Origin of the sequence: Tumebacillus algifaecis, from assembly GCF_002243515.1 — a bacterium.
Lineage (GTDB): Bacteria > Bacillota > Bacilli > Tumebacillales > Tumebacillaceae > Tumebacillus_A > Tumebacillus_A algifaecis.
The window spans coordinates 4,437,501-4,457,642 of record NZ_CP022657.1 but is presented as its reverse complement, the minus strand read 5'-3'; the positions used below and the strand labels follow the sequence as shown (position 1 = coordinate 4,457,642).

Here is a 20,142-nt window from a genome sequence, read left to right as displayed (position 1 = left end):
AATTGACTTACTTGTCCAGGTCGGTGCGGATATCGCGGCCGTCCGGAGTTACGGAGACTTGTTTGCCTTGCGTGTGCAATTCTTTGACCATGTTCACCCAGCCGTCGAGCATTACATCGCCCAACTGCCAGTCCTTCACTTCGCCAAACACGAGGTAGCCGTCGCCGGTACCGGTTGCCATGAAGTCGTTGGTGGTCACTTTGAAGGTGCGGTCGGTGTTGTATTTGCCGTCCACGTAGATCGGGGTGCCGTCAGTCAAGGTGATCTTGGTGACCATGTCGCCAGCCGGACGGGTGCCGTCCCACTCGACATTGATGCCCGACCATTGCAGTGCGATCAGTTTGGAATACTTGTCGATGACGTCAACCGCGCGTTTTACTTGCTCGGAGGTCATCGTACCGGTCATGTTCACGTTGCCAAACGGCAGAACTGCGAACATTTCGCCGTAGGTCATTTCGCCTGCGTCCACATCGGCGCGGACGCCGCCTGCGTTGGTGAAGGCGATGTCGGAGTTGGACGATTTACGCATCGAGTCGGTGATGCTCATGCCAAGCGCGGTCACGCCGTCACGGTCTTGGTTGCCGTTTTTCGCCATGCGGTACGATTTGCGGGACAGTGCGGTTGCAGCGATGCCTTGCACTTCTGCTTCTTTCACTGCCACTTGGTCTTTGTAGCCTTTGACGATCTGTTTCACGGCTGCATCGCCAGTCGTCAGGTTGGTGTACGTTTCCAGCAGACCTGCGTTGGAGGACACGATGCCTTTGTTGTCTTTGTCTACGAACAGTTGGATGTGGCCCAGCGCCCAGGTCCATTGCGAAGCTTCTACCACCGGGATGCCGTTGACATGACCTGCCACGCGTTGGTGGGAGTGGCCACCGACGATCGCGTCGAGGTAGCCTTTGCCGGTGCCGTTCGCGAGGTCAACCAGTTCGCCCATGATTTCTTTCGTAGCTTTTTCTTGCTCGCCCGGCAAGTGGGAGGTGACGATGACGACATCGACGCCTTGTGCTTTCAGCTCTTCCGACAGTTTTTTTGCGATCGGTGCCGGATCAGGGAAGGACAGGCCTTCGATGTTGGTCGATTTGGTGGTCGTTGACGTTTGCGGTGTGGAGAAGCCGATCACGCCTACTTTGACGCCGCCTTTGTCGAGGATCACGTACGGCTTGGTCCAGTCAACCAGTTTGCCAGTCGAGTCTTCGATCACGTTGGCGGAGATGATCGGCACCGACGACTTCTTGATGTTGTTGATCAACACGTCGCGGCCAAAGTCGAACTCATGGTTGCCGATTGCCATCGCATCGTACTTGATCTCTTCCATCGACTCGATGACCGATTCGCCGTTGAACAGGTTGGAGATCAGAGTACCTTGCCAAGCGTCGCCGCCATCGACGACGATGGTGCCTTTCGGGTTGACCGCGCGGAAGTCGTTGACGATCCCGCCGATCGTTTCCATGCCGCCTTGGTTTTGGTTCTTGTTCTTGTCAAATTGCACTTCGATATTGCCGTGAATGTCGTTGGTGGTCAGGATGTCCAGCACGTCGAACAGCACATATTTCAGCGCTTTTGCCGCTTCGCCGCGGGTCATCTTTTTGTTCGCGTCGAAGTTGCCGTCTGCGTTCGGTTCGAAAATACCAGCGATCGTGCTGTAGGCGACGAACGGTTTCGCCCAAGAAGCGATCGCGTCGCTATCTTTGAAATAGTTGAGTACGTTTTGGTTGACGGTCGGCACTTTGCCGCCGTTCATCGATGCGCCGATGATCACAGCCATCTCTTGGCGGGTCACTTCGCGGTTCGGTTCGAACGCACCGTTGCCAACGCCCGAAACCAGACCTGCTGCGACTGCATTTTCGACGATTTGGCTCTGCCATTGCGCCAGGTCATGGAAGGAAGATTTTTTCACTTTTACATCTGGCAGGCTCAGCGCTTTGTTGATCATCGCGACAAGTTCTGCACGGGTGACGTATTTTTCTGCTTTCAAATCGGTGGTGCCCGGGTAACCCACGATTGCACCTTTCATTTGAGCGAGTTGAAGATCAGTCTTTTGAACTACCGGTGCGGAGGTTGCCTCAACGCCGGTCGCCAGTGCTTGCGGGCTGTACAGAGCGGTCGTAAGAGATGCGACAACTGCCAACACGCCAAACTTAACAGTAGACTTTTTCATCGTGAAATGTGTCCCCCTAATCTAGCTAAGAAGATAGTAATCTGTCATCATTATACTAGATTAGGATGCATAATTGTGACGTTTGTCGAATGTTTTTTGTAAACTCGAATTTACGAAAGCAAATATTATCCAGAAACCCCCGCAATGCTTGTCTTTTCTTGACATTGCTGTCTACCCGTCCCTATAATAAAAAGAATGTACTAAGGGTACCAGTGTGCTGATTAGGAGGGGTTAGCAGTGTCCATTAACATTTCTTTGCCGGATGGAAGCGTGCGTTCTTACGAGGGCGAACAAGTCACACCGGCAGAGGTGGCTGCAAGCATCGGCAAAGGGCTCGCCAAGGCAGCTCTTGCCGCTAAAGTTGACGGTCGCCTCGTGGATCTTTCGCATCCGATCAAACAAGATGCAGAGATCGCGATCGTGACGTGGGATTCCACTGAAGGTCATGAGGTGTTTTGGCACACCTCGACACACATCATGGCACAAGCGGTGAAACGCCTGTTCCCGGATGCACAGCTGACAGTGGGGCCGACGCTCGACGAAGGCTATTTCTATGATATTGACACTCCGCGCACGCTGACGCCGGAAGATGTGGAGAAGATTGAAGCGGAGATGAAGAAGATCATCGAAGCGGATTTCCCGATCGTTCGCAAAGAGCTGTCCCGTGAGGACGCGATCGCATATTTCACCAGCATCGGCGAGCTATATAAAGTAGAGATCATCAAAGATCTGCCGGAGGACGAAGTGATCTCCGCTTACACACAAGGCGAGTTCACCGACCTCTGCTACGGCCCGCACTTGCCATCAACCGGCAAGATCAAAGCGCATAAGATCACCAACATCGCAGGTGCTTACTGGCGCGGCGACCAAAACAACAAACAGCTCCAACGGCTGTACGGCGTATCCTACCCGTCGCAAAAAGAGCTCGACCAATACATTTTCCGCATCGAAGAAGCGAAGAAGCGTGACCACCGCCGTCTCGGCAAAGAGCTCGGCCTGTTCTCTTTGCGCGACGAGTCCCCGGCGATCCCGTTCTGGCTGCCGAAGGGCCGCGTGCTCTGGAACACCTTGCGCGACTGGTCGTACAAGACGCAATTGCGCTTGGGCTATCAGGAGATCAACACTCCGCAGGTGCTCAAGGTCGATCTGTTCCATCAGTCCGGCCACTATGACTTCTATAAAGAGAACATGTACTTCATGAACCAAGACGGCACCGAGTACGGCCTCAAGCCGATGAACTGCCCGGCGCACTGCTTGGTCTTCTCCGAAGGGGTCCATTCCTACCGCGATTTGCCGATCCGCTACTCCGAGTATGAGCGTCTGCACCGCTGGGAGATGTCGGGTGCGGTACACGGTCTGATGCGCGTGCGCGGACTGTGCCAAGACGATGCCCATCTGTTCTGTACCGAAGATCAGATCGAATCGGAAATCATGGGCGTGCTGAAACTGCTCGACAAGACGTACACCACGCTCGGCCTGTCCTACAAGGTCAAGTTGTCCACCCGTCCGGAAGAGTTCATGGGTGATATCAACCTGTGGAACCAAGCGGAAGCGACGTTGGAAAAAACGCTGAACGACATCAACGCAGACTGGGTGCTCAACCCGGGCGATGGCGCGTTCTACGGTCCGAAGCTCGACTTTGATGTGACCGACTCGCTCGGCCGCACCTGGCAGTGCGCAACGCTTCAGCTCGACTTCCAACTGCCGATCCGCTTCAACCTGAGCTACGTGGATCGCGATGGCGGCCACAAGACGCCGATCATCATCCACCGCGCGATCTTCGGCTCGATCGAGCGTTTCATCGGCATCCTGATCGAGCACTTTGCAGGTGCGTTCCCGACTTGGCTCGCACCGGAGCAAGTCCGCATCCTCGCCATCGCTGACCGTCACGTTGAGTATGCCGAACAGCTCAAAGAAAAGTTGCTCGACTTGGAGATTCGTGCGACCGTTGACTCCGACCACGAGAAGATCGGTTATAAGATCCGCAACGGCCAGCTGCAAAAAGTTCCGTACATGCTCGTCGTCGGCGACCGCGAAGCGGAAACGAATTCGGTTTCGGTTCGCAGCCGCGAAGCGGGCGACCTCGGCAGCAAGTCGGTCGATCAGTTCATCACCGACATTCTCGCCGAAATCAACGAGAAGCGTCTGTCCCAGTCGCACTTGGCACCGACCGAAGCATAAGACGCATCACAAAAGGCACTTTCCCAGAGCGGAAAGTGCCTTTTTCATTCGCATGGAAATCAAGATCACTACACGTCGCGCTTCGTAAATTTGCGAATCGCAAAAAACAGAATCAGCACACCGTACAGCGCCGAATAGACCAGCATCAGATTGCTAGGGGTCGAGGCACTGGCAAATATACCTTGCGAGGCAAACGACAGCGGGTTGTCGGCCACATCGAACAGATAGACGCTCATCCGACGAAACAGCGAATCGAGCGGGAAGACGATTGAGGAGAGAATGCCGATGTTTTCCAACGACCGATTATTCATCAGCACACCAAACTGTTCCATAAAGCCGCCGATGAAACCGATGCCGTACATCACGATCATGATGATGCCGCCATTGATCGTGGTCAGCCGTGTGGAGAGCCAGAGCCCGATGGCCGTGACGAGCAGTGGCAGCAAGGCGAACATCAAGCCAGCTTTCACAATCTGCCCGGCGCTCAAATGGATCGCTAACACGCCGCCAAACAGTTGGTTCATCAAGATCACACCGCCGAAGATAAACACCGAGTAGAGCATCATCAAGCCCCCGAGCCCGATAAATTTCCCCAAGATCAGATCACGCCGTTTCAAAGGGCGGGCCAGCAGCGTATCGATCTGATGACTTTCAATTTCGCCGGACACGGTGCCGACAGTGGACAAAATCGTCAGTAATATAGTGATAAAGTTCGCAAAAAACAGTCCGATCGACAGCACTTGCACAGCAAAAAACGTATTTTGCAACAGCGCTTGCCCGATCTCCATCCCCGCAAAGTCAAAGTTCTCCGTCATATCTTTGGACGCATAATGATTGGCGATGCCAAAGAAAGCTAAGAAGGCGAGGGTCATCAGCACGGCGATCAGAAAGATGCGCTTGTAGAGCGTTTCTTTAAACGATAGCTTGGCGATTGAGAACATGCTCTTGCTCCTTTCGGTTGACCCAGTACAGGAAGACATCTTCCAAGTGCGGTTGCGTCGGCAACAGCTCATACAGCATCACACCGCGCTGGCTCAAGCGATTGACCAGTTCGGGAATCTGCTCCTCAGCGGTCAGATGCAGCAAAAAGCGCCCCGTCCCGTCAAGGGCATGATGCTCGAGCGGCTCCCAGCTTGTGACCAGCCCCTCCAAGCTTCCCCAGACGGCGGGCGTCATCCCACCTGCCCGGATCGACACTTTCGCTTGCACGTCTGTCAGTTTCCGCCATTCGCCCTGCACGATCAGTTCGCTTTTGTGGATGATCGCCACATGGTCACAGACAGTCTCCACTTCGGACAGCAGATGTGAGTTCAAGAAGACAGTCTTGCCTTCTCGCCGCAGCTCGGCCATCAGATCGCGCACTTCGCGACGTCCGATTGGGTCGAGGGCCGAAGTTGGCTCGTCGAGAAAAATCAGATCTGGGTTGCTGATCAAAGCGGCGGCCAGTCCGATGCGCTGTTGCATGCCTTTGGAATAGCCGCGAATCTTTTCATTTTCCCGTCCGTTCAGCCCCACGCGCTCGATCAGGTCATCGACGCGCTTTTTCCGCTCTGGGCGAGGCACCTTGGCCAGCTCTGCGTGCGTATCCAGCAGTTGGCGACCCGTCAACCACTCCTGATAGCGAAACAGTTCGGGCAGATAGCCGACAGATTGGCGTGCTTCAATATCGCCAATCGGGCGACCTAGCATTTCCGCGCGCCCGCCCGTCGGATGAATCAGGCCCAGCATCGTGCGGACAAATGTGCTTTTTCCGGCTCCGTTCGGGCCGAGAAAGCCGTAGACCACTCCGCGTGGCACCTGCAAGGAGATGTCTTTGCAGCCCGCTTTGCCGTCATATTGTTTGGTGAGGTTCCAGGTTTCGATCACCATCTCGTTCATGGCAAGGCTCCTTTCGATACAAAGAATACGACAAGAGCATCCGCGATGCGGTTGCTCTTGTCAATGTGGAAAGTTAGTTGTACAGTTTCGCCGTGTCGAGCAAAATCGACTTCGCGTCTTGCGTCGATGGGTCAGCGTAGTTGTTGTACTCCAACTGGCGGATCAGTCCGTCTTGTTCCCACATCAGGGAACCGCCGTATCCATGGCGGTTCTTGATAAACAAGCCTTTGTGACCGTTCACTTTTACTTCCTCTACTTGGTCGTTGCCTTCGACGAACGGAATGGGCAGCGTGCTTTGCCAGTCTTTGATCGAAGCCAACTGTTTGCTGACGCCGCTTGGAATCAGCGGGGAAGCGAGAATGGTGCGGCGCAGTTCTTCAACATCCACATCGGCTGGCACGTCGAGTTTCGGTGCTCCGATCAGCTGATAGGACAGGTTCGTATTCGGATTGGCATCGTCCGAGAAATAGTAGTGGGTGGTTTTCGGCACGGTCAGGGAGAATCGCTTGTTGTTCAGCTTTTCGTCAAATTGCACGCCAGCGCCCAGCTGAGTGAGCATTTTGTTCGCTTTCACCGTGTCGAGTTGAATGTGCACCGTATACTCGGGATTGGTACTGGCCGACGAGAACTTGTAACCGCTTGGCATCGGCACCAACGGATGGCCAGCTTCTTTCAGGCTGGCTTCAGAATCGAAAGACTGGTATTCGCTGGGATGATCGACAGAAAACGTCCCGAGGCCTGCGATCGTTTTTTCGCCGATCTCGTTGCCGTTGAAGAGTTGCTCGATGCTTCGCAGCTCTTCTTGGGTGATTTTGACCGACTCGATTTTGTTCACGCGGAAGATCGAGAGCAGATCACCTGCTGCGGCCTGTACTTGCGGGATGGTCAGCACAGAGATCACGACAGCTGCTGCAGCGGTGCCCGCGATCCATTTTTGATACGTTTTCGCCATAGTAAACCAGCTCCGTTTCATTTTGGTTGAGGATGTGGGTTGAATCATTTCGGAAGTCTCGACAGGCGGTTCCACCGTCTGATTACGCTGGTGCAGACGGGCTTGAAAGGTGTCCCAAGCTTGTGCGACGTCGATCTTTGCTTCATCGGGAAGCGGAGAAAAGCTTTCGGACAACGCTTCATCGCTCCAAGCGGTGAGGCGCTTCAATTCGTGAAGAACCTGCGTGCAGAGGGTGCAGTGATCGAGGTGACGGGCGAGTTCTTTGCGTTCATCACGCGTCAGCTCGCCGTCGAGATAGCTCTGAATGCGCGCTTCTTGTGGACATTGGATCATCTGTCTCCCTCCCTTTTACGTTGATAGAGATCTCGGAATTTCCGGCGGGCGCGGGCGAGCAGCGTGCCGACCGAACCGGAGTCGATTGAGGTGGCCTGCGCCAACTCTTGGTAGTTGTAGCCGGAGTATTTCATCAGGAGCAAGACGCGGTCGCGTTCGCCAAGCGCTGTCAGAGCCTCGCGTACCGCTTCGATCTCCTCCTGTTTCAGCCAGCGTTCTTCGGTCGATGGCTCGAGCGTTCCGCCAGGCAGTTCTTGTTGTCCGTCGCGCGAGGCGCGCCTGCGTTCACTGCGCAAATGGTTGTACGCGGCGTAGATGCCCGCTTGGGTCAGCCAGCCGCCGAGGTTTTCGATCTCGCGGAGATCTTGGTCATACAACTTGAGGAACACGTCCTGGGCGAGGTCTTCTGCAGTCGCCTGATCGCGGGTGATGCGAGTGATCTGGCGGACGACCTGCGCGTAGTAGTTGGTAAACACGTCCTGAAACGGCGGGGCCGTCTGTGGACTTGGGTGTTCTGCCATGCGTGCATAACCCTCCATTCTGCGCCTCCTTTCATCGCTTGCTTCTATCTGTATGAAACCGCCGGAACGGTTTTTGTGACACAAAAAAGGACATGACGCAAAAAAAGTGCGTCATGCCAAGTGTTTACGCGCCAAACGTGTTATATCCGAACAGTCCGCCGAGGATGCCCGCGATGCAGATGGCGCCTAGATACAGCCGAAGCAGTTGCGCCCGCTCTTTGGGCGGCAGGGAGTTGCGCACCTCTTCAATCTTCTGCGAGTTGCGGATCAGGACGAGCAGTGAGGAGAGGACACCGATGGTGCCGAACAAAAACGCAGGACCGAAGCCAACCCATTTGCAGAGCAGTGCGAGTAACAGAGCGCCAAGCCCGATCAGGTACAGGTACTTGTCCGCTTGGGCAAACTTTTTCTGTTTGGAGCGCACCAAGACGGTGTAAAGGTTAAGCAAGATGGCTGCGATCAGCATGAATTGGATCATCGTCGAAAAGGTATGGGTTGCCATGTCGATCCTCCTGTATTATCAGAATTTTATATCTATTATATTATACAGGATTACGAGTCATTGCGCTTGATCAATCTGGCACGAGTGAGAATATTTTCGCCAAATTTGTCCTTCAGTTTATCGACCGTTTTGGACAGTTCCTGTTGGCGCGGATCAGGGGTGGAGATCGGCGCATCATCGAACAGGCTGAGCTGTTTCGTGTGTGTTTCGCCCGCCGGGACCAGTCCGCCGATCGAGACCCCGATCAGTCGGATCGCATCGCTTGGGGTGAGGGCGCATTTGGCGAGCAGCGTTTTGACCGGTTCATAGAGGATCAGTTCCAAACAGGTAGGAATCTCCAGCGTGTGGCTGCGCGTGATCGTGCGAAAGGGGGCGTAGCGCAGTTTTAAGGTGATGGTTCGCCCTTCCAAACCGGCTTGTCGCAACCTGCGGGCGACCTTTTCCGCTTGGCCGAGCAGGGTGGTTTCGAGAAAAGACAGATCGCGCACATCTTCGGCAAATGTCGTTTCGTGTCCGATCGATTTGGCTTCGCGCTGTGTTTCGACGGGGCGATCGTCGATGCCGTTGGCGAGCAGATAAAGGTGATCGGCAAAATCGCCGAGGTGCATGCGCATCCGCTTGAGATCCATCTGTGCGACATCGCCGATCGTTTTCAAACCGAGCCGAAGCAGTTGTTCCGCACTTTTGGCCCCGACGCCCCACAGGCGGTTGACCGGCAGATGGTGGATGCGGGCGACCAGATCGTCCGGGGTGAGCACGACCAGCCCATTCGGCTTGTCGAGATCGGAGCCGAGCTTGGCGAGGAATTTGTTGGGGGCGACGCCGACCGATGCAGTCAGGCCCAACTCTGCGCTGATTTCGCGCTTGAGGCGCTCGGCGATCATCACCCCGTCGCCAAACAGCTTGCGGCTTCCGGTCACATCGAGAAACGCTTCATCGACCGACAGCTTTTCGATCAGCGGGGTGTAGCGTTCGAGGATCGCAAACATCTGGCGCGAGACGAGGCTGTATTTTTTCATATTGGGAAAGAGGAAAATGCCGTCCGGACAGAGCCGCTTGGCCTGTGCAGTGGGCATGGCGGAGCGGACGCCAAACGTTCGCGCTTCATAGGAGCAGGTGGAAACGACGCCACGCCCTTCGGCCGACCCGCCGATGATCACCGGACGCCCGCGCAGTTCGGGCGCATCGCGCTGCTCGACCGATGCGAAAAATGCGTCCATGTCTAGGTGTAGAATCGTTCGTTCCATGCGCCATGCCCCCTCTTTTCCTTATTGATCCGATTTGATCCGAACAAGTGTTTCCTTTCTTCCAGCATAACAAAAAAACCGCTCCGACTCTAGTCGGAAACGGTTTTCCTCCAAATGTTTACAGCGCGAGACTCGACATGCCAAGTCATGGCCAGACGATCGATCGACACAGGCGGGACAGTGATCAGAGCAGCGTCTTACAGAACTCGGCCAGATAGGTGTAGGCCGTGTGGCGATCATCCAGCGACAGCACTTGCCTTCCCGGTCGCGGGTTGATGTCGAGCGGATAGAGGCGGCCCGCTTCGGTCAGCCCGATGTCGATGCCGAGAAAGGCCAGCGTCGGGCGCAGCGGGGTGAGCGCTTGGGCGGTCCGGACGGCGACCGCTTCGATCTGCTCGCGGCTGGGCATCGCGATGTGTTGTTGGCGCATCTCCGCCGCCAACCACCGAAGCGTCTCGGTGCGGCCACCTTGAGCCAAGTTGGTCACCGCCTGACCCGATTTGCCTACGCGTGGCACGGTCGCCACCGGGCGCCAGACTTTCTCGCCATCGCGAAAGAGCACGACGCGCAGGTCGATTTTGCTCCCCTCCGCTTCGACAAGGTCGAGTCCTTGCTGGATCAGGTGCCGTTCCTGCTGCAACCGTTTGGCGATCAGTTTGCGGAGCGCTGGAGCGCCAAGGGTCTGCCTGTGCTGTTCTGTCACGTCATAACGTCCGTCCGCTGTGCGACCGATGCGCGTCACGCCGCGCCCTTTAGAGCCGCGGGCAGGTTTGATGAACACGGTGGAATGACGGGCGAGCCAGTTTTCCACATCGTCCGATCGGCCCAGCACCGCCGTCTCCGGCAGGTAAGGCTGAAGCGGTGCAAACGCTGTGAGAGCGCGCCAAACGCCGCGCTTGTCGGGCAGTCGTGGGTTGACCACTGGGATATGATGTTGCTTTAAGGCTCGTTTGGCCAGCACATAGCGAGGGTCGGTGCGGGCGAGATGAACATACACTTGATCGACGACCACCGTGGGCAGCGGAGCCGTCCCGATGTGCCACGTCCCATCTGTACGCAGCCAGAAGCCGCGCATCGTGCGCTTATGAGGGGAGATGGCGTGCGGATGGAAAAAAAGCACCTGCCAATCGGCCGCGCGTCCTGCCGCTGCGAGCAGTTGCCAGGTCGGTGACAGCTTGCTTTTGGCATGGAATTTCGGGAGGTCGGTCGTCATCAGGCCGAGCAGAGGTTGGTTCAATCGGCTCACCCTCCTGTGCGGGGTTGCTCACCTATCTTATGAAAGAAAGCGGCACAGTGACTCACCATTTTCAAGCGACATCGTATACTTACAACAGCAGAAGGAACATGCTAACATAGAGAAAGCGGTTGGGGTGGGCAAGATTTTCCAACCACACAACAGGTTGTTGAACCGGTTAGTTTTGGGGAGGAATAAACAAGATGAACGATTATTTGGTACGCGCAACTGCACTCGATGGGAAACTGCGCGCGTTTGCATGTATAACGACAGAACTTGTCCGTGAGCTTTCGGACCGCAACAATGCGCTGGCGCTGGCCAGTGCCGCACTGGGCCGGACGGCGACGATGGCTGCGATCATGGGTGTGATGTTAAAAGGCAAAGAGACCGTAACCTTGCAGATTCGCGGGGATGGGCCGCTCGGTCGGATCGTAGCGACGGCAGACAGCGAAGGGCATGTGCGCGGCTATGTCGAGAACCCGCAGGTCGAACTGCCTCCGAACGACGGCATCGTCTTTGGCGATGTGGAAAAGCTCGACGTCGGCAGTGCAGTTGGTGAGGGGTTCCTTTTTGTCATCAAAGACCTGGGCTTGAAAGAACCGTATATCGGCTCGGTACCGCTGGCGACCGGAGAGATCGGCGACGATTTTCTCTATTACTTCGCGCAGTCCGAACAGACGCCGTCTGCGCTCGGTCTGGGCGTGTTGGTCGGCAAAGATCAAACGGTGACGCAAGCGGGCGGCTTCCTGTTGCAATTGCTGCCCGGTGTCTCTGACGAAGACATCGATTATATCGAAGATCAGATCAAGCAGTTCCCACACGTCACGACATTGCTCGAAAAAGGCCATACGCCAGAGCAGATTTTGCAGCGCTTGATTCCAGGCGAGGTCAATTTCAATGATAAAGTCGAGATCCGTTTCCAGTGCGACTGCTCACGCGATCGTTTTGCCCGCGGTCTGATCTCGCTCGGTGAAGCGGAACTGGTCAAGATTGTCGAAGAGGACAAGCAGGCCGAACTGTCCTGCCATTTCTGCGGCGAAGTCTACCATTTTAATGAGGCCGAACTGCTCGGGTTGGTCACAGATGCGAAGAGGGATTGACAGAAAAAGCCGTTCCGCGATAAACTGGAACCAACATACAGTATAATTCCAACTACAATACTTGGTTTTATATAAACAGGGGAGGTTTTTTTCATGCGTATTGCCAACAACATTGCAGAGCTGATCGGCCAGACGCCGATCGTGAAACTGAACACCATCGCAGGCCCGGATGATGCGGAGATCTATGTAAAGCTTGAATCGTTCAACCCAGGCGGTTCTGTAAAAGACCGCATCGCCTACTCGATGATCGTGGAAGCGGAAAAGGCTGGCGAAATCAAGCCGGGCGACACAATCGTCGAGCCGACTTCGGGCAACACTGGGATCGGTCTGGCGATGATTGCTGCAGCGAAAGGCTACCGTGCCGTGCTGGTCATGCCGGACACCATGTCGATCGAGCGTCGTAACCTGTTGCGCGCTTATGGTGCAGAACTCGTGCTCACGCCAGGATCGGAAGGCATGAAAGGTGCGATTGCCAAGGCTAAAGCGCTGAAAGAAGAAAATCCCTCTTGGTTCATTCCGCAACAGTTTGATAACCCGAACAACCCGAAGATCCACCGCGAAACGACCGCAGTTGAGATTCTCGAAGCGTTCGATGGCGAGCTGGATGCTTTTGTAGCAGGCGTTGGCACGGGCGGTACGATCACAGGCGTCGGTGAAGTGCTGAAAGGCAAGAATGCCAACATCAAGATCGTCGCGGTCGAGCCGTCCGCATCTCCGGTGCTTTCCGGTGGTGCGCCGGGCCCGCACAAGATCCAAGGGATCGGTGCAGGTTTCGTTCCGTCGATCATGAACACCGAGCAAGTCGATGAGATCGTCCAAGTGGACAACGAGATCGCATTCGAGTATGCGCGTCGTCTGGCGAAAGACGAAGGCATTCTCGTCGGCATCTCGACGGGCGGCAACGTGTACGCTGCACTGCAAATCGCGAAGAAGCTCGGCAAGGGCAAGAAAGTCCTGACCGTAGCTCCGTCTACCGGTGAGCGCTACCTGTCTACCGCACTGTTCCAGTTCGAGTAATCGATCGTTCCAACAAGCGCCATGAAGAGCGTTTTATAGAGCAGACAAATGCCCTTTGTTGCTTTGGCAACAGAAGGGCTTTGTTTGCAGTCCGAAAAGATTGCCGGCGGGCAATCTTTTTTTGTGTCATTTGCTATAATAAATAAAGTTTGGCAAGGGGGAATGGGAAACGTGAGATACAATCCGTATGTGATACATATTGAAAACGAAGCGCACCTGTACTCCGAGTTTCGCTTGGTCGGCTCCACAGAGGCCGGGAATCGGATCATGCTGAACAAAGGACGAGGTTTTGTGATTCGCATCGATCAGGTCAGTCTGAAGGCGGCCAACGTGTTGAAGCAAGAAATGCTGGCTCGCGGCGGCGATGCGGCTGTGCATCGCGATGTGGCCGGACTGACGGCTGGCGACTCCTCCATCGTGCTGATGGGCACCAAGCGGCAGTTTCTCGAAGTGATCGACAAATTGCGAATCCAGCCCTTCGGCCTCAAACAGCTCAGCGTTGAACTGGCCGAGGTTCTGAACCGATTTGAAGCCAAACGGCCACAGCGGCTGACCTTTGCCAATGATAGATTCACCTGGGAATTCGGAACCCGCACGTTGATCATGGGGATACTAAATGTCACTCCCGATTCGTTTTCCGATGGTGGGAGCTGGACCGATCTGGACAGGGCGGTCCAACATGCGCAAGAGATGATCGCAGCAGGTGCTGACATCCTCGACATCGGCGGCGAATCGACCCGCCCGGGCCATGCTCCGGTCGCAGCGGAGGAAGAGATGCAGAGGGTGATTCCGATCATCGAGCGTCTGTCGAAAGAGCTTGCGATCCCGATTTCGATCGATACTTATAAATCTGATGTGGCCAAAGCTGCGATCGAAGCGGGTGCGCACATCGTCAATGATGTTTGGGGTTTCAAAAAAGACCCGGAGATGGCCCGAGTCTGCGCAGAGCTGGACTGTCCGGTGATCTTGATGCACAACCGCGAGACACCCTATGAGCATGATGTGATCACAGGCGTCGTCCGCGACATCCGTGAGTCGATCGCGCTGGCCCGGGAGGCCGGGGTGCGCGAGGAAAACATCATCCTCGATCCGGGCATCGGATTTGGCAAGACGCATGAGCAAAATCTCTATCTGATGAAGCGGATGGACGATTTTAAGGGACTGGGCTATCCCGTTTTGCTCGGCACTTCCCGCAAATCGATGATCGGGAATGCACTCGACCTGCCAGTCACAGAACGCGTAGAAGGCACTGCGGCCACGGTGGCGCTTGGCATCGCCAAAGGTGTGGACATCGTCCGTGTGCATGATGTAAAAGAAATGGCGCGCGTCGCCCGCATGACCGACGCGATGGTGCGCTAGGCGAAGGAGAAGACCGACAATGGACGCGATCTATATTTCCGGCATGGAGTTTTACGGCTACCACGGCGTTTTGGAAGAGGAAAATCGGCTGGGGCAGCGCTTTTATGCCGATTTGGTTTTGTACACCTCGCTACAGGAAGCGGGGGAATCGGACGATCTGACCAAGACGGTCAATTATGCGGAAGCGTATGAGGAGATCAGACAGATCATGGACGGGGAGCCGGTGCAGTTGATCGAAACGCTGGCCGAGCGAATCGCCAAGCAGATGCTCACCTCGTTTTTGCGCGTGCAAAAGGTGCAGGTAAAAGTTACCAAGCCGATGCCGCCGATCGCAGGACTGCTGTCGGGCGTCGCGGTGGAGGTCATCCGTGAACGATAATCCGCTCCATACCGCCTACCTGTCGCTCGGTTCAAATCTGGGTGACCGCGAGCAGACTCTGCGCGAAGCCATCTTGCGTCTGGATCGACATCCCGATATTCGAGTGACTCAAATATCTTCGGTGTATGAGACCGCTCCGGTCGGGATGATCGCCCAACCCGATTTTCTGAACTTGGCTTTGGAAATCAAAACGTCACTCGATGCAAAAAAATTGCTGGAAATCACCAGTTCTACAGAATTAGACATGGGTCGTCAAAGGGATATGAAATGGGGACCTCGTACATTAGATATAGACATCCTGCTCATGGACAAGCAGGTCATGGACACGGCGGAGCTCATCTTACCACATCCCCGCATGGGGGAACGCGCATTTGTCCTACTACCGCTCGCTGAAATTGCAGGCGCCAAGGTTCACCCTGTGACGCAGCAAACCGTGTCAGACATGGCCAATCAGGTGGATGGGAAGGAAGGGGTCTTTCTATGTCAGATACGATTGGCAAGCGTTTGCGAGCCTTCCGAAAGCTGAAGAACCTCACCCAGCAGGAACTGGCTGACAAATTACACGTCTCCATCGCGATTGTCGGGGCGGTCGAGCGAGGCACCCGCATGCCTTCGCACGAGCTGTTGCGCTCCATTCATGCTGTGTTGGGTGTGACGGAACAAGAGCTGCGAGGCGAGACGCTAACAATTGGTGGTTGAGAAAAGCAGTTGACAGATGGTAAGATGAATGCATTAAGAATTCGGTGCGAGGCACAGACCGTCTGTCGGTCTGTGTTTTTCGCTGTCTATAGATTGGAGTGGTGTTTCATGTTGAAGATCGGAAATGTAGAGCTGGAGAACAATGTGATCTTGGCGCCGATGGCTGGGGTCTGTAACCCGTCTTTTCGCGTTTTGGCTAAAGAGATGGGTGCAGGTATGGTCTGTGCGGAGATGGTGGCAACGAAAGCTTTGCAGCATGGCAACGCGAAAACCCGCTCCATGCTGACGATTCTGCCTGAGGAAAAACCGGTGTCGATGCAGTTGATGGGCTGTGACGCAGAATCGATGCGCATCGCAGCTGAGCTTGTCGCAGAGACCGATGCGGCGATTGTCGATATCAACATGGGCTGCCCGGCGAACAAAGTGCACAAGGCAGGCTCTGGGGCGGCTCTTGCCCGCGACCCGGAAAATGCGGCGCGCATCGTGGAAGCGGTGGTCAAGGCGGTGCCGAACAAGCCGGTGACGGTCAAGTTCCGCAAAGGGTGGGATGATGACAACATCAATGCGGTCGAAGTGGCTAAAGCGGTCGAGCAGGCCGGGGCGCGCGCTGTAGCGGTGCACGGACGCACGGCGAAACAGATGTATCAAGGACATGCGGACTGGAGCATCATCTCGGCGGTGAAAGCTGCGGTCAGCATTCCGGTGATCGGCAATGGGGATGTGACCTCGCCGCAGAAAGCGGTTCAACTTTTGAAAGAGACGGGCTGCGACGGTGTGATGATCGGCCGCGGTTCGCTTGGTAACCCGTGGATTTTCCGAGCGGTCACGCACTACATGGCGACGGGAGAAGAACTGCCGATGCCGACCGCTGAAGAACGCATCCGCGTTGCGTTGCGTCACACCGACTTGCTGGTCGATGAAAAGGGCGAGTATGTAGGGACGCGGGAAATGCGCAAACACATCGCGTGGTACACGAAAGGTCTGCGCGATTCGAACCAGTTCCGCGATAAGATCAATCTGATCGAAACTTCGCAATCGTTAAAAGAGGCGTTGAACGACTATTATGAGTATCTGGTGCGGCACGAAGCGCAGGAAGTGTTGATCTAGAATTGTTGATCTACATGTAAGACGGATAAAATGCCGAGGGGCTGTCTAAATCGAACGCTTGCTGGAGAGGATGAAAGAGAGGATTTCGAGGTGATCTTGGGAGGCGCTTGCCAACGGAGGGAGCGAGTTCCGCATTGCCAGGGAAGATTTTCGAGACTTTTCCAGCAGGGGGTTCGAAACGTGAAACACGTGGTCAGCGTCTCCCTCGGTTCTTCGTCGCGCAATCATAAGGTGATCATCCGTTTGTTCGGGCAAGAAGTGCTCATCGAACGGCTTGGTACCGATGGCGATCGTCAGAAAGTGATCGCGGCGATTCAAAGCTTGGACGGACAGGTTGATGCGTTCGGAATGGGCGGCATCGACCGCTACATATATGTGAACAATCGCAGATACACGTTTCGAGAAGCGGAAGAGATTGCAAGTTATGCCAAGCGCTCGCCGATCGTGGACGGTTCCGGTTTGAAAAATTCGCTGGAGCGTCATGTGGTGCATCTGCTTGCTGATCACCCTTTGATCCGGCTGCGCGGCAAAAAGGTGTTGCTCGTCTCAGGTGTTGACCGATTTGGCATGGCCGAGGCTTTGGTGGCGATCGATTGTGTCGTGCTGTTTGGCGATTTGATGTTCGGACTTGGTTTGCCGCTTTCGATCCGCTCGCTCAAGGGTCTGGATCGTGCGGCACGGATGATCGCCCCGCTGATCACCCGCTTGCCGATTCGTTTTCTGTATCCGACGGGGGACAAGCAACAGGAGATTCAAGAGAAATTTGCCAAACACTATCGCGAGGCCGACGTGATCGCTGGGGATTTTCATTTTATTCGGCGTCATCTGCCGAAGCGGCTCGATGGGAAGATCGTGTTGACGAACACGGTGACGCAGGACGATGTCGAGCTGTTGCGAGCGCGCGGTGTCAAGCATTTGGTGACGACGACGCCCGATTTGGAGGGACGGAGTTTCGGTACGAATGTGATCGAGGCGCTGCTCATTGCGATTCAGGAAAGCCGTCAGGAGTTGGCTCCGGTGCAGTATCTGGCCCTGCTCGACAAGACTGGGTTTGTACCGCGAATTGAAACGTTGACAAGTCGAGTGTGAAGCAACTATAATCTTTTGAAAGATATGTTTTATGAAATAAAAAAGAGCACTGTCGACGAGGACGGTTGACAGTGTTTTTCTTATAATCTTTTGTTCACCGAAAATTATGTCATTTTTTGAAAAAAGGGAGCTGGTATCTGATGTTGGAGAAACAAACGCTGCTCACCCAAGGTGGGCTTTTGAAATTAGAAGAAGAGCTGGACCATCTGAAGTCGGTGAAACGGCGCGTAGTCGCAGAGCGCATTCAAGTGGCGATCAGTTATGGGGATATCAGTGAAAACTCGGAGTATGAAGATGCGAAAAACGAGCAGGCTTTTATTGAAGGCAGGATCATGACGCTGGAGAAAATGTTGCGCAATGCTCAGATCATCAGGGATGAGGACGTGGTGGTCGGTGCGGTCGGCGTCGGCTCGCGCGTGGTGATCAAGGATCTCGAATTTGGCGATGTGATGGACTACATGATCGTCGGAAGTGCGGAGGCAGATCCGACAGAGAACAAGATTTCAAATGAATCTCCGGTCGGTCGGGCTTTACTTGGACGGGTGATTGGCGATAAGATTGAAGTTAATGTACCCGCAGGTATGATCGAATATGAGATACTCGAAATCAAAAAATAGAATTTATCGGAGTTGAGAGCACATGTCAGCAGAACAACAGCAGTCCACGTCCACGCTCGAAATGAGCGAGCAGATGCAGGTGCGCCGCGAGAAATTGCAGGCCCTGTACGACAAAGGGATCGAACCGTGGGGCAAGCGCTTTGATGCGACCCATACTTCTTCGGAGATCTTGGCCTTTGGTGAAGAGAAGACGAAGGAAGAATTGGCGGAAATCGGCCAACCGGTGAAGATCGCTGGGCGGATCATGCTCAAGCGCGGCCAAGGGAAGGCTGCTTTTTCGCATATTCAGGACGCAGCAGGTCGTGTGCAGATCTACGTGAAAAAAGACACGGTTGGCGAAGAGTCTTACGATCTGTTTGATAAAATGGACATTGGCGATTTCGTGGCGGTGGAAGGTACGATTTTCAAAACGAACAAAGGGGAAGTGTCGGTCAATGTATCGGCGCTGGAACTGATGTCGAAAGCACTGCGCCCGTTGCCTGACAAGCATGCCGGTCTGAAAGATGTCGAACAGCGCTATCGTCAGCGCTATGTCGATCTGATCGTCAATCCGGATGTGCGTGAAACGTTTGTGATGCGTTCGAAGATCATTCAGGCAATGCGCCATTTCTTTGACGGACAGGGTTTCTTGGAAGTAGAAACGCCGACGATGCATGCGATTGCGGGCGGTGCGGCGGCGCGACCGTTCATTACGCACCACAATGCACTCGATATGGAACTCTATATGCGGATCGCCTTGGAGCTCCATCTGAAGCGTTTGATCGTAGGCGGTTTGGAGCGCGTGTATGAAATTGGCCGCGTGTTCCGTAACGAAGGGGTGTCCACTCGTCACAACCCAGAGTTTACGATGATGGAACTGTATATGGCGTATGGGGATTACACCGATATTATGACGCTGACGGAGAACTGCGTGGCGTATTGTGCCGAGCAAGTGCTCGGAACGACGAAGATCGAGTACCAAGGCGTGGAAGTGGATTTGACGCCGCAGTGGAAGCGTATTTCGATGGTCGATGCGGTCAAAGAAGAAAGCGGAGTTGACTTCTCGCAAGTGCATTCGGACGAAGAGGCGCATGCGTTGGCGAAGCAGCACAAGGTCCCCGTGGAGAAGGCGTGGAAAGTCGGACATATCCTGAACGCATTCTTTGAGGAGTTTGTGGAGGCGAAGCTGATCCAGCCGACATTTATTACCGGGCAGCCGGTGGAGATCTCTCCTTTGGCGAAGAAAAATCCGGAAGATCCGCGCTATACGGATCGCTTCGAGCTGTTTATTGTGGGGCGTGAACATGCGAACGCGTTTACCGAATTGAACGATCCGATCGACCAGCGCGAGCGTTTTGAAGCGCAGTTGGTGGAGAAGGAGCAAGGAAACGACGAGGCGCATGAGATGGATGAAGACTACATTCAAGCGCTCGAATACGGCATGCCGCCGACCGGAGGACTGGGGATCGGCGTGGACCGTCTGGTGATGCTTTTGACCAATCAGCCGTCGATTCGTGACGTGCTGCTGTTCCCGCATATGAGACACAACTAGGAGTGAGAGGACCTAGCCTTCGGGCTAGGTCCTTTTTTTGTTGGTGAGAGGTGAGAGGTGAGAGGTGAGAGGTGAGAGGTGAGAGGTGAGAGGTGAGAGGTGAGAGGTGAGAGGTGAGAGGTGAGAGGTGAGAGGTGAGAGGTGAGAGGTGAGAGGTGAGAGGTGAGAGGTGAGAGGTGAGAGGTGAGAGGTGAGAGGTGAGAGGTGAGAGGTGAGAGGTGAGAGGTGAGAGGTG

19 protein-coding genes are annotated in these 20,142 nt (G+C 54.9%); 11 read left to right on the top strand and 8 right to left on the bottom strand.

Annotated elements, in window-relative coordinates; genetic code table 11:
• Positions 1-7: 7 nt before the first annotated feature.
• Positions 8-2,161 (bottom strand): 5'-nucleotidase C-terminal domain-containing protein, encoded by a 2,154-nt coding sequence (locus tag CIG75_RS20160; protein ID WP_094238208.1) that lies wholly within the window; start codon positions 2,159-2,161, stop codon positions 8-10.
• 237 nt (positions 2,162-2,398) lie between these two features.
• Between CIG75_RS20160 and thrS the strand changes: the two genes are divergently transcribed.
• Complete coding sequence (gene thrS, locus CIG75_RS20155; RefSeq protein ID WP_227874297.1) at positions 2,399-4,342, top strand: threonine--tRNA ligase; 1,944 nt, start codon at positions 2,399-2,401, stop codon at positions 4,340-4,342.
• 68 nt (positions 4,343-4,410) lie between these two features.
• Here thrS and CIG75_RS20150 read toward each other — a convergent pair whose 3' ends face one another.
• The 7 genes from CIG75_RS20150 to CIG75_RS20120 all read right to left on the bottom strand — a co-directional run bounded on the left by CIG75_RS20150 (position 4,411) and on the right by CIG75_RS20120 (position 11,012).
• Entirely contained in the window at positions 4,411-5,283 is an 873-nt protein-coding gene (locus CIG75_RS20150) for an ABC transporter permease (protein ID WP_094238207.1), read from the bottom strand.
• Complete coding sequence (locus CIG75_RS20145) at positions 5,255-6,220, bottom strand: ABC transporter ATP-binding protein (protein ID WP_094238206.1); 966 nt, start codon at positions 6,218-6,220, stop codon at positions 5,255-5,257. Before CIG75_RS20145 ends, CIG75_RS20150 begins: the two co-directional genes overlap by 29 nt.
• 73 nt (positions 6,221-6,293) lie before the next feature.
• A complete protein-coding gene (locus CIG75_RS20140; RefSeq protein ID WP_094238205.1) occupies positions 6,294-7,505 on the bottom strand; it encodes an anti-sigma factor family protein in 1,212 nt (403 codons plus the stop codon).
• Positions 7,502-8,044, bottom strand: coding sequence for an RNA polymerase sigma factor SigX (locus CIG75_RS20135; RefSeq protein WP_094238204.1), 543 nt, complete (start codon positions 8,042-8,044; stop codon positions 7,502-7,504). The genes CIG75_RS20140 and CIG75_RS20135 overlap by 4 nt, the downstream gene beginning before the upstream one ends.
• Before the next feature lie 106 nt (positions 8,045-8,150).
• Entirely contained in the window at positions 8,151-8,528 is a 378-nt protein-coding gene (locus tag CIG75_RS20130; RefSeq protein WP_094238203.1) for a hypothetical protein, read from the bottom strand.
• A 50-nt stretch (positions 8,529-8,578) separates the two neighbouring features.
• Positions 8,579-9,775: a DNA polymerase IV gene (gene dinB, locus CIG75_RS20125; RefSeq protein WP_094238202.1), complete on the bottom strand. Its 1,197-nt coding sequence runs from the start codon at positions 9,773-9,775 to the stop codon at positions 8,579-8,581.
• A 184-nt stretch (positions 9,776-9,959) separates the two neighbouring features.
• Positions 9,960-11,012: a YheC/YheD family endospore coat-associated protein gene (locus tag CIG75_RS20120; RefSeq protein ID WP_094238201.1), complete on the bottom strand. Its 1,053-nt coding sequence runs from the start codon at positions 11,010-11,012 to the stop codon at positions 9,960-9,962.
• A 200-nt stretch (positions 11,013-11,212) separates the two neighbouring features.
• Here CIG75_RS20120 and hslO point away from each other — a divergent pair, with 200 nt between their 5' ends.
• The 10 genes from hslO (at position 11,213) to lysS (ending at position 19,907) form a co-directional block, all read left to right on the top strand.
• Positions 11,213-12,109 (top strand): Hsp33 family molecular chaperone HslO, encoded by an 897-nt coding sequence (hslO, locus tag CIG75_RS20115; RefSeq protein ID WP_094238200.1) that lies wholly within the window; start codon positions 11,213-11,215, stop codon positions 12,107-12,109.
• A gap of 93 nt (positions 12,110-12,202) precedes the next feature.
• Complete coding sequence (gene cysK, locus CIG75_RS20110; RefSeq protein ID WP_094238199.1) at positions 12,203-13,126, top strand: cysteine synthase A; 924 nt, start codon at positions 12,203-12,205, stop codon at positions 13,124-13,126.
• Positions 13,127-13,288: 162 nt separating this feature from the next.
• Positions 13,289-14,485 (top strand): dihydropteroate synthase, encoded by a 1,197-nt coding sequence (gene folP, locus CIG75_RS20105; RefSeq protein ID WP_227874296.1) that lies wholly within the window; start codon positions 13,289-13,291, stop codon positions 14,483-14,485.
• Positions 14,486-14,504: 19 nt separating this feature from the next.
• Complete coding sequence (folB, locus tag CIG75_RS20100; RefSeq protein ID WP_094238197.1) at positions 14,505-14,864, top strand: dihydroneopterin aldolase; 360 nt, start codon at positions 14,505-14,507, stop codon at positions 14,862-14,864.
• On the top strand, positions 14,854-15,390 hold the full coding sequence (gene folK / locus CIG75_RS20095) for a 2-amino-4-hydroxy-6-hydroxymethyldihydropteridine diphosphokinase (protein ID WP_094238196.1): 537 nt from the start codon (positions 14,854-14,856) through the stop codon (positions 15,388-15,390). Before folB ends, folK begins: the two co-directional genes overlap by 11 nt.
• Positions 15,345-15,563, top strand: a complete 219-nt coding sequence (locus CIG75_RS20090; RefSeq protein ID WP_094238195.1) for a helix-turn-helix domain-containing protein — start codon at positions 15,345-15,347, stop codon at positions 15,561-15,563. The genes folK and CIG75_RS20090 overlap by 46 nt, the downstream gene beginning before the upstream one ends.
• 108 nt (positions 15,564-15,671) lie before the next feature.
• The gene (gene dusB, locus CIG75_RS20085; protein WP_094238194.1) at positions 15,672-16,670 is read left to right on the top strand and encodes a tRNA dihydrouridine synthase DusB; all 999 of its coding nucleotides are present in this window, start codon (positions 15,672-15,674) and stop codon (positions 16,668-16,670) included.
• 180 nt (positions 16,671-16,850) lie between these two features.
• Positions 16,851-17,759, top strand: a complete 909-nt coding sequence (locus CIG75_RS20080) for a quinate 5-dehydrogenase (protein ID WP_094238193.1) — start codon at positions 16,851-16,853, stop codon at positions 17,757-17,759.
• Between the two features lie 140 nt (positions 17,760-17,899).
• Positions 17,900-18,376, top strand: coding sequence for a transcription elongation factor GreA (greA, locus tag CIG75_RS20075; RefSeq protein WP_094238192.1), 477 nt, complete (start codon positions 17,900-17,902; stop codon positions 18,374-18,376).
• Positions 18,377-18,398: 22 nt separating this feature from the next.
• Entirely contained in the window at positions 18,399-19,907 is a 1,509-nt protein-coding gene (gene lysS, locus CIG75_RS20070) for a lysine--tRNA ligase (RefSeq protein ID WP_094238191.1), read from the top strand.
• Positions 19,908-20,142 lie beyond the last annotated feature (235 nt).